This is a genomic window from Microbacterium sp. NPDC089696 (assembly GCF_044749125.1).
In the GTDB taxonomy this organism is placed as follows: domain Bacteria; phylum Actinomycetota; class Actinomycetes; order Actinomycetales; family Microbacteriaceae; genus Microbacterium.
In genome coordinates this window covers 711,118-726,195 of sequence record NZ_JBIVHF010000001.1, presented here as the reverse complement: position 1 = coordinate 726,195, position 15,078 = coordinate 711,118, and the positions used below count along the sequence as shown (strand labels likewise).

At 71.4% G+C, this 15,078-nt stretch carries 15 protein-coding genes; 3 read left to right on the top strand and 12 right to left on the bottom strand.

From position 1 onward, the window contains the following. The first annotated feature begins 71 nt into the window (after positions 1–71). Positions 72–1,187 carry a DUF4192 family protein gene (locus ACIPY8_RS03445; RefSeq protein ID WP_400814976.1) on the top strand — a complete coding sequence of 372 codons (1,116 nt, stop codon included), beginning with the start codon at positions 72–74 and terminating at the stop codon, positions 1,185–1,187. Here the strand turns inward: ACIPY8_RS03445 and lysS are convergent. Beyond that, positions 1,180–2,706, bottom strand: coding sequence for a lysine--tRNA ligase (gene lysS, locus ACIPY8_RS03440; protein WP_400814974.1), 1,527 nt, complete (start codon positions 2,704–2,706; stop codon positions 1,180–1,182). The genes ACIPY8_RS03445 and lysS overlap by 8 nt on opposite strands. A gap of 107 nt (positions 2,707–2,813) precedes the next feature. Between lysS and ACIPY8_RS03435 the strand changes: the two genes are divergently transcribed. Further along, positions 2,814–4,640: a DUF2207 domain-containing protein gene (locus ACIPY8_RS03435; protein ID WP_400814972.1), complete on the top strand. Its 1,827-nt coding sequence runs from the start codon at positions 2,814–2,816 to the stop codon at positions 4,638–4,640. 121 nt (positions 4,641–4,761) lie between these two features. Here ACIPY8_RS03435 and ACIPY8_RS03430 read toward each other — a convergent pair whose 3' ends face one another. The 10 genes from ACIPY8_RS03430 to hpt form a co-directional block, all read right to left on the bottom strand. After that, positions 4,762–5,466 (bottom strand): DUF2520 domain-containing protein, encoded by a 705-nt coding sequence (locus ACIPY8_RS03430; protein ID WP_400814970.1) that lies wholly within the window; start codon positions 5,464–5,466, stop codon positions 4,762–4,764. Further along, positions 5,459–7,279, bottom strand: coding sequence for a PH domain-containing protein (locus ACIPY8_RS03425; RefSeq protein ID WP_400814968.1), 1,821 nt, complete (start codon positions 7,277–7,279; stop codon positions 5,459–5,461). The genes ACIPY8_RS03430 and ACIPY8_RS03425 overlap by 8 nt, the downstream gene beginning before the upstream one ends. Beyond that, entirely contained in the window at positions 7,276–7,872 is a 597-nt protein-coding gene (locus ACIPY8_RS03420; RefSeq protein ID WP_400814966.1) for a PH domain-containing protein, read from the bottom strand. The genes ACIPY8_RS03425 and ACIPY8_RS03420 overlap by 4 nt, the downstream gene beginning before the upstream one ends. After that, positions 7,808–8,305 carry a DUF3180 domain-containing protein gene (locus ACIPY8_RS03415; RefSeq protein WP_400814964.1) on the bottom strand — a complete coding sequence of 166 codons (498 nt, stop codon included), beginning with the start codon at positions 8,303–8,305 and terminating at the stop codon, positions 7,808–7,810. The genes ACIPY8_RS03420 and ACIPY8_RS03415 overlap by 65 nt, the downstream gene beginning before the upstream one ends. Then, complete coding sequence (gene folK / locus ACIPY8_RS03410) at positions 8,305–8,859, bottom strand: 2-amino-4-hydroxy-6-hydroxymethyldihydropteridine diphosphokinase (protein ID WP_400814962.1); 555 nt, start codon at positions 8,857–8,859, stop codon at positions 8,305–8,307. The genes ACIPY8_RS03415 and folK overlap by 1 nt, the downstream gene beginning before the upstream one ends. Continuing rightward, the gene (folB, locus tag ACIPY8_RS03405) at positions 8,856–9,248 is read right to left on the bottom strand and encodes a dihydroneopterin aldolase (RefSeq protein WP_400814960.1); all 393 of its coding nucleotides are present in this window, start codon (positions 9,246–9,248) and stop codon (positions 8,856–8,858) included. Before folB ends, folK begins: the two co-directional genes overlap by 4 nt. A gap of 2 nt (positions 9,249–9,250) precedes the next feature. Next, positions 9,251–10,051 carry a dihydropteroate synthase gene (gene folP / locus ACIPY8_RS03400; protein WP_400814958.1) on the bottom strand — a complete coding sequence of 267 codons (801 nt, stop codon included), beginning with the start codon at positions 10,049–10,051 and terminating at the stop codon, positions 9,251–9,253. Then, positions 10,048–10,650 carry a GTP cyclohydrolase I gene (gene folE / locus ACIPY8_RS03395; protein WP_400814956.1) on the bottom strand — a complete coding sequence of 201 codons (603 nt, stop codon included), beginning with the start codon at positions 10,648–10,650 and terminating at the stop codon, positions 10,048–10,050. The genes folP and folE overlap by 4 nt, the downstream gene beginning before the upstream one ends. A 2-nt stretch (positions 10,651–10,652) precedes the next feature. Then, positions 10,653–12,653, bottom strand: a complete 2,001-nt coding sequence (gene ftsH, locus ACIPY8_RS03390; protein ID WP_400814953.1) for an ATP-dependent zinc metalloprotease FtsH — start codon at positions 12,651–12,653, stop codon at positions 10,653–10,655. Between the two features lie 112 nt (positions 12,654–12,765). Next, a complete protein-coding gene (gene hpt, locus ACIPY8_RS03385) occupies positions 12,766–13,317 on the bottom strand; it encodes a hypoxanthine phosphoribosyltransferase (RefSeq protein WP_400814950.1) in 552 nt (183 codons plus the stop codon). Positions 13,318–13,445: 128 nt separating this feature from the next. Here hpt and ACIPY8_RS03380 point away from each other — a divergent pair, with 128 nt between their 5' ends. Continuing rightward, complete coding sequence (locus tag ACIPY8_RS03380; RefSeq protein WP_400814947.1) at positions 13,446–14,036, top strand: DUF937 domain-containing protein; 591 nt, start codon at positions 13,446–13,448, stop codon at positions 14,034–14,036. 17 nt (positions 14,037–14,053) lie between these two features. On the opposite strand, the gene tilS is transcribed toward ACIPY8_RS03380, so the two are convergent. Further along, on the bottom strand, positions 14,054–15,034 hold the full coding sequence (gene tilS, locus ACIPY8_RS03375; protein WP_400814945.1) for a tRNA lysidine(34) synthetase TilS: 981 nt from the start codon (positions 15,032–15,034) through the stop codon (positions 14,054–14,056). Between the last annotated feature and the right edge of the window lie 44 nt (positions 15,035–15,078).

The window sequence follows — 15,078 nt, the reverse complement described above, 5'->3', positions numbered from 1 at the left end:
GCGCTCAGGGATCCACGGAGCGGGGTGTGGAAACGGCGAGACGGCCGGCCCCGGGCGACCACACTCGCGGGATGACCACTGTTCTCCGCGCCTCCGGCTCCGCCGAGTTCCTCGGCATCGTCCCCTCCCTCGTCGGCTTCACGCCGGTCGAGAGCCTCGTGCTGATCCCCTTCCACGCATCGCGGGCCTCCGGCGCGATGCGCCTCGACCTCCCGCGCGACGAGATCGACCTCGCCGAGTACGCCGACACGGCGACCGCCCTCGTCGCCCGCGTGGAGCGGACGGATGCCGTCGCCGTCGTCGTCTACACCGACGACGACGTCGTGCGCACCCCCGACGGCCTCGTGCTCCCCTTCGCCGTCGAAGTGGAGGCGATCATCGGATGCGCCCTCGACGCGGGTCTGCGCCTCGTCGACGCGCTGTGCGTCACGCCGTCCGGATGGGCCGGATACCTCGACGACGCTCCCCTCCTGGGCGATCTCGGAGATCTCGACCCGGGCGACCGTGAGATCCCCGGCGTCGGCGACGTCTCGGGCGATCAGACCTCGGGCGCCGACCTCCCGCATGCCGATCTCGCCCGGACCGAGAGGGTCGGTCGGGCGCTGGATCACATCGCGACTCTGATCGACCGAGGCGGCGAGCCGCCGACCCCGCACGACGACCCGCAGGCGCTCGCGGCGCTCGTGCTCCTGGAGGACATCCCCGCGTTCTTCGAATCCGTCCTCGCGGCCCCCGACGATCTTCCCGCCTACGCCGTCGCCGCACTTCTGTGGTGCCTCGACAGACCGCTCTTCCGCGATGTCGCGCTGGCCCAATGGGGGTCGGACCTGCGCGGCGGCATCCGCACGCTCAACGCGCAGCTCGCCTTCGCGGACACCGGTGCACCGATCTCCGCCGACATCGGCGACGTCTTCCTCGGGCGAGGCCCCACACCGGATCCCGATCGTCTGCGCCGTGCCCTGGCGGTCTCCCGAACGGCCGCGGCCGCCGCACCGCGCGCCTCTCGCGCCGCACCGCTCACCGCCGCAGCGTGGCTGTCCTGGGCACTGGGTCGCTCGAGTCATGCCGCTCGGTACCTCGAGCTCGTCCGCGACATCGACCCGCACTACGGTCTCGCCGGCCTCCTCGACACCATGATCGGCGTCGCGGTGCTCCCGGAGTGGGCGTTCCGCCGCTCGACTACTTGACCAGCGGGAAGAGGATCGTCTCGCGGATGCCGAGCCCCGTGATCGCCATGAGCAGGCGGTCGATGCCCATGCCCATGCCTCCGGACGGCGGCATGCCGTGCTCGAGCGCGCGCAGGAACTCCTCGTCGACGGGCATCGCCTCGACGTCGCCACGCGCCGCGAGCTTGGCCTGCTCGACGAACCGCTCGCGCTGGATCACGGGGTCGACGAGCTCGGAGTATCCGGTCGCGAGCTCGAAGCCGCGGATGTACAGGTCCCACTTCTCGACCACGCCCGCGATCGAGCGGTGCTCGCGCACGAGGGGCGAGGTGTCGAGCGGGAAGTCCATCACGAAGGTCGGACGCACCAGGTCGGGCTTCACGAAGTGCTCCCACAGCTCTTCGACGAGCTTTCCATGGGTGGCCTGCGCCGGGAGGTCGACGCCGTTCGCCTCCGCGAAGGCGATGAGGTCCTCGACCGAGTCCTCCGGCGTGACCGTCCGACCGGACGCCGCCGACAGCGACTCGTACATCGAGACGCGATCCCACTCGCCGCCGAGGTCGTACTCCGTGCCGTCGGCCCACGTGACCGTGGTCGATCCGGCGACCGCGATCGCGGCCTGCTGCACGAGCTCCTGCGTCAGCTCCGCCATCTGGTTGTAGTCGCCGTAGGCCTGGTACGCCTCGAGCATCGCGAACTCGGGACTGTGCGTCGAGTCCGCGCCCTCGTTGCGGAAGTTGCGGTTGATCTCGAACACGCGCTCGATGCCGCCGACGACCGCGCGCTTGAGGTACAGCTCCGGGGCGATGCGCAGGTACAGCTCGGTGTCGAAGGCGTTGGAGTGCGTCACGAACGGTCGGGCCGAGGCTCCACCGTGCTGCACCTGCAGCATCGGCGTCTCGACCTCGAGGTAGTCGTGACCGCCGAACGTGGCCCGCAGGCTCGCGTTGACCGCGGCGCGGGCGCGCACCGTGGTGCGGGCCTGCTCGCGCACGATGAGGTCGAGGTAGCGGCTGCGGACGCGTCCCTCCTCGCTGAGCTCCGAGTAGGCGTTGGGGAGCGGCAGGATCGCCTTCGCCGCGATGGCCCAGTCGTCGGCCATGATCGACAGCTCGCCACGACGGCTCGAGATGACCTCGCCGTGCACGAAGACATGGTCGCCGAGGTCGACGTACTCCTTCCAGGCGGCGAGGGACTCCTCGCCGACGTTCGCGAGCGAGATCATCGCCTGGATGCGCGAGCCGTCGCCCGCCTGCAACGTCGCGAAGCACAGCTTGCCCGTGTTGCGGCTGAAGACCACGCGCCCGGCCACGCCGACCACGACCCCGGTCTCGGCCCCGGCCTCGAGGTCGCCGTGCTCGGCGCGCACGGCGGGGATGCTGTGCGTCACCGGCACCGCGACCGGGAACGCCCCGCCACCGGCATCCGCACGCTGGGCGATCAGACGCTCGCGCTTCGCGAGGCGCACGGCCTTCTGCTCGTGGACGTCCTCATCGGCGACGTCGGTGGGCTGCTCGGGCGCGGCGGACGCGTCAGTCATTCGGGGCTCCTTGGAAAAGTCGCCTCCAGTCTACCGAGCGCAGGGGATGCACCCCGCGGCGGACCGGTCTCCCGGAGCCCGGGACGGTCACTCGATAGCCTCGAGGCATGGCAGCCTCACGTCTCGCCCGTGCACTCGCGTCGACCGGCCTCGTCCTCGCCGTCGCCACCGCTCTCGCGATCGCGGGATCCCCCGCGGCCGCGAGCGCGGTCGCCGCCGACTCCGACTCCGAGGTGAACGACTTCTCCTACGCGTCGTGGGACGCGCGCTACGAGGTGGGCCTCGACGACGAGGGGCGGTCGCACATGCTCGTGACCGAGACCCTGACCGCGCGCTTCCCGGAGACCGACCAGAATCGCGGGATCGTCCGCGGTGTGCCGACGAGCTACGAGAACGCCTGGATCGACCCCCGTGTCCTCTCGGTCACCGACCAGGACGGCGCCCCCGTCCCCTATGAGACCGACGAGGACGATGGCCTCCTCTACGTGCTCACGGGCGACGACGAGTACGTGCACGGGCTCACGACCTACGTGATCGAGTACGAGATGCGGGATGTGATGCTCGCCGCCGACACCGGCGTGGACGAGTTCTACTGGGACCTGCTGCCCCTCGACAGCACGCAGTCGATCGAGTCGTTCCGAGCCGACATCGCGTTCGACGAGCGCCTGACCGGTCACCTGACCGGAGACGCCCGGTGCTACGCGGGGGTGTCCGGGGCGACCGACGACTGCACGCTGTCGACCTCGGCCGATGGGACGAGCTTCACGGTCGAGAAGGGCGACCTGTCCCCGGGCGAGGGCGTCACCGTCGCGATCGGCTTCGACGGCGGTACGGTGACGCAGCCCACCGCACGCCGGCCCGACCCCGTGACGGACACGGTGCCGGCGATCGCGGCGATCGGGGCCGCGGCGCTCTCCGTGGGCAGCTGGTTCGGGGTCTGGTCGTTCCGCCGAGCGCGTCGACGGGCGAGCGGGATCGTCGTCGCGCAGTACGACGTCCCCGACTCGATGCCCCCGCTGCTCGCCGCGGCGATCGTCCCGGGCGCCCGCACGCCGGTGCCCGCGGAGATCGTCCACCTCGCCGTGCGGGGGACTCTGCGCATCGAGGAGGGCACCGATGACGAGCAGCCCCGGCTCCGACGCCTACCCGGCGCGAGGATCCCCGATCAGCTCGACGCCGACGCGCTCGACGCGCTGTTCGCCGGAGCCGATGCCGACGGCGTCGCCGAGATCCCCGCGACCAGCGAGACGTTCGCCGCCCGCATGTCCGCCCTGTCCACCGGCGGCGTCACCGCCGCTGCCGCGCGCGGCCTCACGACCACCGCTCGGAGCGGCCTGGCGATCGCGCTGCAGTGGTGCGCCATCGCGGTCGCGGTCGCCGGATTCGGCATCGGGCTGTTCGGCGTCATCGCCGGACGGGTCACCGCGATCCCCGCATTCGTCGCCATCGCCTTCGCCCTCTTCCTGGTGCTGCTGTCGAGCTTCTACGGCTTCTCGAAGCACACGGTCCTCAGCGCGGAGGGGGCGCGCGAGCTCGAGTACCTCCTCGGCGTGAAGGAGTTCATCCGCGTGGCCGACGCCGACCGGCTGCGGATGCTGCAGTCGTACACAGGCGCCGAACGACGCCAGGACGGCAGCGCGAACGTGATCGTCGTGTACGAGCGGCTCCTCCCCTACGCGATGCTCTTCGGCATGGAGGACGAGTGGGGCGCCGTGCTGGAGCGCGCCTACGCGAGCGAGCGGCGCGGCGCGACCTGGATCGGCGATCCCACGGCGCCGTTCGTCTACGGCCACCTCGCCGCGTTCGCCGCCACGTCGAACTCCTCGGCCACGTACGCGGCGCCGAGCGCGAGCACGTCGTCGAGCGCCGGCGGATCGTTCGGCGGCGGCTTCTCCGGCGGTGGAGGCGGGGGCGGGTTCTCCGGCGGCCGCTGAGCCGCGACGGCGCTCACCCCTCCGACACACCTGCAGGACCCGGACGCGGATGCAGGACCATCCGCGCCATCCCGTCCTGCAGACGGGCATCGGGCCTGCAGACGGGCGGGCTACGCGGCGGTCACAGCAACGGGGGCGGAACCGAGGCCTCGCGCAGAGCCCGCTCGACCGTGGACTGCACGAGCGCGGAGAGGAAGCCGCCCGCGTTCTCGACCCCGATCTCCGACAGACGCGCCGTCGACTGCGCGATGATCGAGCGCGAGAACTCGGTGGCCGTCTGGATCGCGTCCGCGTACGCGGCACGGTCGGCCTCGGCGACGACGACCGGCTCGCAGCCCATCTCGACGGCGAGGGCCTGCGCGATCGGCAGCACGGCTGCGGGGGCGGTGACCGCCGCGTACCCCGCCTGCAGCTGGCGGAGGTCGATCGAGGTGCCCGTGAACGTGATCGCCGGATGCACCGCGAGCGGGATCGCGCCCCGCTCGGCTGCGGGGCGCAGCACCTCGATGCCGTGCCCCGGGTCGGTGTGCAGCACGAGCTGACCGATCTGCCAGCCACCGACCTCGGCGATGCCGGCCACGAGGCCGGGCAGCTGCTCGTGCGGCACGGCGAGCACGACCAGCTCGCTGCGACGCACGATCTCCCGCGATTCCAGGATCGGGACATCCGGCAGCACCGCCGACGCACGGTCGTCGTCGGAGCCGCTCGTGATCCCCGTGACGGCGTGCCCGGCGCCCGCGAGGGCGGCGCCGATCACGGGACCCACGCGTCCGGCGCCGATGATGCCGACGCCGAGACGTCCGTCCCGCGCCGACGGATCAGTCACGCGGCGTGTCCGACCACGCGGGCGGGGCCGTCGGAGGCGTGGGCGACGCCGGAGGCGCAGCGGACCAGGCGGGAGGCGAAGGCGGCGCGGCGCTCTCGCCGCCGGCATCCGTCGCCGCGCTCGCCGAGTACTGCCCCCAGCGGTGCGAGTGATCGGCCTCGGCCGCCGCCGCGGCCGCCGCGGTGACGCCGTCGATGAGGAAACGCGCGTCCGGCAGCTCGAGGCCGGCCAGGTACCCGGTGATGATGCCCTGGACCGAGTGGATCTGGGCGCCCGCGACACGCTGCGCCCGGTCGATCGGTCCCTGGGAGAGCGACACGCCCTGCAGTCGCGCGAGGGGGAAGATGGCGAGTTTGCGCCACACGACGCCACGGCGCAGCACCAGGCCGAAGTCGGTCAGGTAGTAGCCCTGGCGCTTCCACGACAGCGGTCGACGCCACCACGCACGACGCGGCATCCGCACATAGGGATCACCGTCGACCGGTCCGAGGATCCCGTGGTCCCACACGACGGGGAGGTCGGTCGCCGGCGCGTCGGGGAGGATCAGACCGAGCACGCGCTCGACGTCCGCGCGCTTGCCCACGGGGAGCACGACGTTGAACTGCTGCGCGGAGCCGGACTGCTGCTGAGCGGCGCTCTTGCCGCTCATCCGGTTGATGCGGACCGTCCACCATCCGAAGGGACGCCAGAGCAGCGACTGCGACACCTCGACCGCGAAGATGCGGCCGGGAGGCAGCGTCTCGGTCACGGTGGTGAGCAGGCCGTAGGTGATGCGCACGCCGTCCGGCGTCGGGGCGATCGAGTAGCGCAGCGACTTCGATATCTGAGCCCAGGTGATACCGATCACGGCGATCACCAGGGGGATGCCCATGCCGAGCCCGAGTCCGAGCCCGATGACGCCGTCGAGAGGTTCGCCGTCGAGCAGCGATCCGATCAGGATGCCGCCGATCGTGACGAGGAAGATCAGGCCGAAGAACACGATCCACAGCACGCTCGAGATGAGCTGCGAACCGACCAGGCGGCCGGCCGGGATCTTGACGACGCTCTCGGGCTCGACGTCGGCGAGGTCGACGCCCCCGATCAGATCGTTGACCCCGTCGTTCATGGTGCCGACGAGCTGGGCTCGTGCGGAACCCGGTGCCGTGGGCGCCGGGGCCCCGGCGACGGTCGACGCCACGGGGGCGCCGCCGGTCGCGGACCTGCGGGCGGCACGTGCACCCGACGCGAGGCGCAGGATGTCGGCGCGCACGGACTCCGCCCGCGACGTCGCGAGATACTCCAGCTCGACGTTCGAGTCGTTCCCCGCGCCGACGACCTCGAGCTTCGCGAGGCCGATCAGGCGTGCGGGGAACGGCCGCGTGAGGTTGACGCCCTGCACGCGGTCGAGCGGCGCGCGGCGGTGCGATCGGAAGACGATCCCCTTGCGCACCTCGACGTGGTCGCCCGTGATGCGGAACTGCTGGAAGCGCCACACGAACCAGAAGATCCCGACGAGCACGACGGCCAGCGCGAGCACGCCCAGCAGCACCACGAGGATCAGGTTGTTCGCGAGCACCCACTCGACGGGGTCGCCGCCGTACTGGTCGTAGTGCGCCTCCTCGGGCGTGAACAGGTCGACGAACCAGGCGATGAGACGGTCGCGCAGGTTCGCGATCGCGATGCCGGCGACGATGATGAGCGCCAGCCCGCCCTTGAAGAGCGGAGTGAGCGGATGCATCCGGTGCCAGTCGCCGTCCGCGAGGCTCGACGAGTCGCTCGACGGGCGCGGCGCGGGGGCCGTGGCCTCGGGAGGCGGCAGCTGCGGCTCGCTCACAGGCCGGTCCGGCGCGTCTCGGCGACCTCGATCAGGGTGTCGCGCAGCGTCTCCGCCGCGCCCTGCGTGAGACCGGGGATCTGCACGCCGGTGGTCGCCGCGGCCGTGACCATCTTGAGCTGGGTGACGCCGAACGCGCGATCGAGCGGGCCCTGGGTGATGTCGACCAGCTGCATGCGGCCGTAGGGCACGGCGATCATGCGCTGCCAGAGGATGCCCTTGCGGAACACGATGTCGTCCGCGCGCAGCATGTAGCCGATCGCGCGCGCCTGGCGCGGCAGGATCACGAGGGTGATGAGCACGACCACGGCGATCGCCCCGGCCGGGATCCACGCCCAGGTCTGGTGCAGCACGATCGCGAGCACGACGGCGACGGCGGCCACGAACGCGAGGAAGAGCAGGTTCTGCACGATCTGCGACACCACGTAGCGGGGCGAGATCTGGTGCCAGGTGCCGTCGAGCTCGAGGCGTGCCTCGCTGCGCGCGGTGCGGAGCTGCGTGTACGTGCCCTGGTCGAGGGCGCCGAGGTCAGTGACCTCCGCCGAGCTCAGCGGGGCCGGTGTCGTCGGCTCGGTCTCTGGGTTCTGAGTCATCAGGATCCTTCGGCAGTGTGCAGAACTGTTCGGCGATGAGCGCGGCGACCGCGAGCACGACCGAACTCCCGATCAGAGCCAGCATCGCCACAGTCGACCCTACCGGGGGATCGATGGGCCGGGACAGGAGGAACACCAGCAGGCCGGCGCCGAAGCCCGCCATGATCGCGCCCACGAGACTCGCGGCGCGGGCGAGCGTGACGGCGCGGGTCGCCCGGAACGGGTCGATGCGGATGCCGGAGCGCAGGCTCGCGCGCACCGGCCACGCGACCGAGAACGAGGCGGCGGCGATCAGCAGCAGGAGCAGCGGCAGCAGCAGCGACGGCGTGAACGTGGCGCGGCCCGTCGCGGTCAGCACGTGGTCGAGCAGGTAGCCCGCTCCCCCGGCGAGCAGCGCCAGGACGAGGAGGAGCCCGACCGAGGTGCGGCGCATCACACGCTCCGGTCGTCGGGGTCTCGTCCGTCCCGCAACCGCGCCGCGAGGTCCGCGACGCGACCGTGCCCGGGCAGCACTGCGTCGGGGTCGAGATCGAGCCAGGGGTCGAGCACGAACAGCCGCTCGGCCGCGCGAGGATGCGGGAGCAGCATCCGCTCGTCGTCGGAGGTCTCGTCGCCGTACGCGATGAGGTCGAGGTCGAGGGTGCGGTCGCCCCAGCGCACATGACGCTCGCGACCGTGCTCGTCCTCGATCGCGTGCAGCATCCCGAGCAGCACCGACGGAGCGAGTCGCGTCGTCACGAGGGCCACGGCGTTGACGTATCCGGGGGCGTCCGGGTCGGGACCGTCGAGCGTGAGGGCCACGGTCTCGTGCAGCGGAGACAGCCGCACCTCCGACACGAGCGGCAGACGGGCGATGCGCGCCGCGGCGTCGCGGATGGTCTCCTCCCGCGCGCCGAGGTTGGCTCCGAGCGCGACGACGGCCCGGGCGTCCGCACGTCCCGGTCGGGGTCCGGGGAGCGACGGCGGCTGGGCGAGGTTGCGACTCATGAGGAGGACTCCACGGCGGTGTACGGCTGCGCGCGGTGCACCGTGACCGCGACGTCCGAGAAGGTGAGCGCGATCGGGGCGTGCGGCTTGTGCACCGTCACCGTGACGGCGTGCACGCGCTGATCGTCGAGGGCGACGTCCGCGATGCGCTCGGCGAGGGTCTCGATGAGGTTCACCGGCTCCCCCGCGACCACCGCGGCCACCTTCTCGGCGAGCTCTCCGTAGTGCACGGTGTCGACCACGTCGTCGGATGCCGCGGCGTCGTGCACCGGCATCCGCAGCGTCAGATCGATCGTGAACTCCTGCCCGTTCTCGCGTTCGTGGTCGTACACGCCGTGCCGGCCGAACACCGTGAGCCCGGTCAGCACGATCTCGTCGAGGACATCCATGGTCATCCCTCCCAGGCGTGGGCGACGGCGAGAGCATCGCGCGTCGCGGCGACGTGGTGCACGCGCACGGCCCAGACCCCGGCTCGCGCCGCCAGGGCGCTGGTGACGGCGGTCGCGAGGTCGCGGCGATCCTCGGTGACCCGGGCGGGGTCGGCGTCGAGGGTCTCCGCGATGAACCTCTTGCGGGAGGTGCCGATCAGCACGCGCGGGCCGAGCGCCAGGATCTCGTCGAGCCCGCGGAGGACGTCCCAGTTCTGGACGCCGGCCTTCGCGAACCCGATGCCCGGGTCGACGATCAGCCGTGACGGCGCGATACCGGCGGCCGCGGCCTCGCCCATGCGCTCCTTCAGCTCGCCGGCCACCTCGCGTGCGGGGCGGCGGTACTCGGCGCGCGCGTACATGTCGTCGGAGAAGCCCCGCCAGTGGCCGATCGCGTAATCGGCGCCCGAGGCGGCGACGACCGCGCGCATCTCCGGATCGGCGAGGCCGCCCGACACGTCGTTGACGATGCGTGCGCCCGCCTGCACGGCGGCGGCGGCGGTGGACGCGTCGAGCGTGTCGATGCTCACGGGCACGCCGGCCGCGACGAGCTGCTCGATCACGGGGAGGACGCGCTGCTGCTCGACGTCGGCCCCGACGCGCTCCGCCCCCGGCCGGGTGGACTCGCCGCCCACGTCGAGCACCGTGGCACCCTGCTCGCGCAGGCGCAGGCCGTGGGCCACGGCCCGATCGACGTCGAGGTAGCGGCCTCCGTCGCTGAAAGAGTCAGGCGTGACGTTGACGATCCCCCAGATCCCCGTCATGCGTGGACGCTCCCCGTCGAGGAGCCGATCAGGGCGATGAGCTCGGCGCGCGCGGCGGTGTCGGTGTACTCGCCCCGCGCCGCGATCGTCAGCGTCGACGCCTCGGGCTGGCGTCCGCCGCGCATCGTGACGCAGCCGTGACTCGCGTCGAGCACGACGAGCACCCCTCGGGTGTCGAGGCTCTCGGCGATCGTGTCGGCGATCTGCTCACCCAGGCGCTCCTGCACCTGGGGACGCGTGGCGAGGGTCTCGACGACCCGCACGAGGGCGCCGAGTCCCACGACCTGCTCTCCCGGGAGGTAGGCGATGTGCGCCCGCCCGGCGAAGGGCAGCAGGTGGTGCTCGCACACCGAGCGGAAGCGGATGTCGCGCAGCAGCACCGCCCCGGAGGGCAGCGTGTCGGGCGCGGGGCCCCGCGAGACGCTGATCGTGTGCGCGAGGGGCGCCGCGGCATCCTCCCCCACACCCGCGAAGAACTCCGAGTACAGGTCGGCCATCCGGGTCGGGGTCTGTCGCAGCCCCGGGCGGTCCGGATCCTCGCCGATCGCCTCGAGCAGCTCGCGCGTGAGTCGTTCGACGCGCGTGCGGTCGACCGTCACGATCAGGCCGTCGCGGGTCGTGCCTGACCGGCTCCCGCCGCGCCGGGCTGCGGGCGCGGAGCGGCCTGCGGCTCCTCGACGGAGGCCGCCACCGGGATGACCTTCTTCGGGACCTCGATCGGCGGCACCTCCGACACCGGGCGCTCGTCGCTCGACAGCCAGAGCGGACGCTCGGGCAGCTTCCTGACCTCGGAGAAGATCTCGGCGATCTGGTTGTGATCGAGGGTCTCCTCCTCGAGCAGGGCGAGCGCGAGCCTGTCGAGGATCTCGCGGTTGTCGCTGATGACCTCGTAGGCCTCGTTGTGGGCCTGCTCGATCAGGGCGCGCACCTCCGTGTCGACGCGCTCGGCGATCGTCTCGGAGTACTCGCGTCCGCGGCCCATGTCGCGGCCGGCGAACGGCTCACCGCCCTCGGTGCCGAGCTTGACCGGGCCGAGTTCTGTCGTCATGCCGTACTCGAGCACCATCTTGCGGGCGATCGAGGTCGCCTTCTCGATGTCGTTCGACGCACCGGTCGTGGGGTCGTGGAACACGATCTCCTCGGCCACGCGGCCGCCCATCGCGTAGGTGAGCTGGTCCTGGAGCTCGTTGCGCGTGACGGAGTACTTGTCGTCGAGCGGCAGCACCATCGTGTAGCCGAGCGCCTTGCCTCGCGGCAGGATCGTGATCTTCGTGACGGGGTCGGTGTAGTTCATCGCCGCCGCCGCGAGTGCGTGACCGCCCTCGTGGTACGCGGTGATGAGCTTCTCGCGGTCCTTCATGACGCGCGTGCGGCGCTGCGGGCCCGCGATCACGCGGTCGATCGCCTCGTCCAGCGCGCGGTTGTCGACGAGCTGGGCGTTGGAGCGTGCCGTGAGCAGCGCGGCCTCGTTCAGCACGTTCGCGAGATCGGCGCCCGTGAAGCCCGGCGTCTTGCGGGCGACGACCTCGAGATCGACGCTCTTCGACAGGGGCTTGCCCTTGCTGTGCACCTCGAGGATCTTCTGACGGCCCTTGAGGTCGGGGGCGTCCACGCCGATCTGGCGGTCGAAGCGACCGGGGCGCAGCAGCGCGGGGTCGAGGATGTCCGGACGGTTGGTCGCCGCGATCACGATGACGTTCGCGTTCGGGTCGAAGCCGTCCATCTCGACGAGCATCTGGTTGAGAGTCTGCTCGCGCTCGTCGTTGCCGCCGCCCATGCCGGCGCCGCGGTGACGACCGACCGCGTCGATCTCGTCGATGAAGATGATCGCAGGGGCGTTCTCCTTGGCCTGCGTGAACAGGTCGCGCACGCGCGAGGCGCCGACGCCGACGAACATCTCGACGAAGTCCGATCCGGAGATCGAGTAGAAGGGCGCCCCGGCCTCGCCGGCGACCGCGCGGGCGAGGAGCGTCTTGCCGGTCCCGGGAGGGCCGTACAGCAGCACACCCTTCGGGATCCGGGCGCCGATGGCCTGGAACTTGGCCGGATCCTGCAGGAACTCCTTGATCTCGTGGAGCTCCTCGATGGCCTCGTCGGCCCCCGCGACGTCGGCGAACGTGACGGTCGGCGTCTCCTTGTTGACGAGCTTGGCCTTCGACTTGCCGAACTGCATGACCTTGCCGCCGCCGCCCTGCATCGACGACAGGAGCCACCAGAACAGGAGGCCGAGCAGCACGAGCGGGAGGAGCAGAGAGAGGATGCCGTCGAACCACGACGCCCGCGGGACGCTGTCGTTGAAGCCGTCCTTGGGGTCGGCGGCGTTGATCGCCGTGACGACCTCGTCGGCGCGGGCGTCGACGTAGTAGAACTGGACGTTCTCCGAGCCCTCGAAGGGCTTCGACAACGTCATGTCGACGCGCTGGTCGCCGTCGGTCGTCACGACCTCGGTCACCGTCTCGCCCGCGAGGAGTTTGAGGCCCTCCTGGGTCGTGATCTGCTTCGGCGCACCGAGATTCGAGATCAGCAGGAATCCGCCGAACAGCAGCAGACCGATCAGGGCGACGTAGATCAGCGGGTTCCGCGTGAGCTTCTTGACATCCATGGTCGGATCAGCGTATCGCGCACGGGCTAGGGGACCGCTGTGCGTTCACCCACGGCGTACGCATCCCCCGGCCGCCGAGCGGGCGCGGCGAGACGAAACGCCGGGAGCTTCCTCAGGAGTAGACGTGCGGTGCGAGCACCGCGACGTCGCGCAGGTTGCGGTAGCGCTCGGCGTAGTCGAGTCCGTAGCCGACGACGAACTCCACGGGGATGTCGAAGCCGACGTACTTGCAGTCGATCTCGACCTTCGCTGCCTCGGGCTTGCGCAGCAGCGCCAGGACCTCGATCGACTCGGCGCCGCGCGACTCGAAGTTCTCGAGCAGCCAGCTGAGGGTGAGACCGGAGTCGATGATGTCCTCGACGATCAGCACGTGCTTGCCGTGCAGGTCGGTGTCGAGGTCCTTGCGGATCTGCACGACACCGCTCGACTTCGTGCTGGCGCCGTAGCTCGACACCGCCATCCAGTCCATCGGCGCGTGGAACGGCAGCGCGCGGGCGAAGTCGGCCATGACCATGACCGCGCCCTTGAGGACGCCGACCAAGACCAGGTCCTTCCCTGCGTAGTCCTCCGCCACCTGAGCGGCGAGTTCGTCGAGCTTCGCGACGATCTCCTCCTCTGTGACGAGGATCTGTGCAAGGTCGTCCTGGATCTCCGCGGCGCGCATGGATCGATTTTAGGCGACGCGATCGGGTGCGGCCTCCATGCCTCCGACGACAGGCTCCCCACGGCATCCCCTCCCGCACTACTGTGAGCGGTGAGACGGGCGCTCACGCCCCTGACGGAAGGAATCCCATGGCTCTCGACGACATCCTGAAGCAGGTCCCGATCGACGACATCGCCGCCAAGCTGGGCGTCTCGACGGACGAGGCCCGAGCGGCGGTGGAGCAGGGCGGTGCGGTGCTGCTCGGCGGACTCGCGAAGAACGCCTCGACCTCCGAGGGTTCGTCCGCGATCGAGAATGCGCTGAAGCGTCACGAGGGCAAGGGCGGCGCCGCGACGGTCGACGACATCGACCAGGCCGACGGCGGCAAGATCGTCTCCCACATCCTCGGCGCCGACGAGAAGAAGGTCACCCAGAAGCTCACGGAGTCGAAGGAGACCGCCGGCATCGACTTCGGCAAGCTCCTCCCGATCCTCGCTCCGATCGTCATGGGCCTCATCGCGAACGCCAACAAGGGCAAGCAGTCGGACGCCGGTCAGGCGCAGTCCGGCGGCGGCATCGGCGACGTGATCGGCGGGCTCCTCGGCGGCGGCAGCTCCTCGGGCGGCTCGGGCGGAGGCATCGGCGATCTGCTGGGCGGGATCCTCGGGGGCGGCTCGAACTCCGGCGGAGGCGGCGGCATCGGCGACCTGCTCGGAGGCCTCTTCGGCGGCAAGAAGTAGCGCGCCGCCGCAGAACCTCAGCGCGCGGTGAGGACGATGCGTCCGCCGACGCGTGCGGCGGAGCATCCGGGGAGGTCGATCGGCCCCTGCCCCGCCCAGTCGGTCGCGAGGCGGGCGACCTCGAGCGTCTGCACCCTCGTGAGGCTCGCGCCGAACTCGCTGTCGACCACGAGGCGGATGATGCGGTTGCGGAGTGCAGCGGGGTTCGCGGCCAGCGCCGCGGCGCTCACCGAGATCCCCGCCTCGGCGTGCTCCACGATGTCCTCGATCGTCTCGTGGATCATCTCGTCGAACGCGGCGGCATCCTCGCGCAACTGTTCGGCCGTGCGCGCGAGCGCCTCGGCGATCCCGGGGCCGAGCTCGGTCTCGAGCACGGGCAGCACGCGCTCACGGACGCGGACGCGCGAGAAGCGGTCGTCGAGGTTGTGCGGGTCGTCCCACACCTCGAGAGCGGATGCCGCGCAGAACGCCCGCGTGGTCGCGCGGCGCACCGTCAGCAGCGGCCGGAGCCAGCGGAGCCCGTCGTCGTCGACGCGCACGGGAGCCATGCCCTGCAGGCTCGTCGCCCCCGAGCCCCGCGCGAGTCCGAGCAGGACCGTCTCCGCCTGATCGTCGAGCGTGTGTCCGAGAAGAACGGCGGAAGAGCCCTCGGCCGCCTGGCGCAGAGCGCGATAGCGCGCCGTGCGAGCAGCGGCCTCGGGGCCGTCGACGCCGCCGACCTCGACCGGCACGACGTGCGCCGTCAGACCGAGGTCGGCCGCGATCGTTGCGGCGCGCCGAGCGGCGGCATCCGACCCGGGCTGCAGCCCGTGATCGATCGTCACCGTCTCGACGCGCAGGCCGAGTTTCGATCCTTCGAAGGCCGCGGCCGCCGCCAGTGCGAGGGAGTCCGCGCCCCCGGACAGCGCGACCACGACGGTCGACGCGGCTGGCAGGTCGACGAGCGCGGTGCGCACGGCGAGGCGGATCTCGGCGATGGCGGGGGCGAGGGAGGGCACGACCCCACGGTAGATCACGCGGCATGCCTCTCGCGCGACGACGC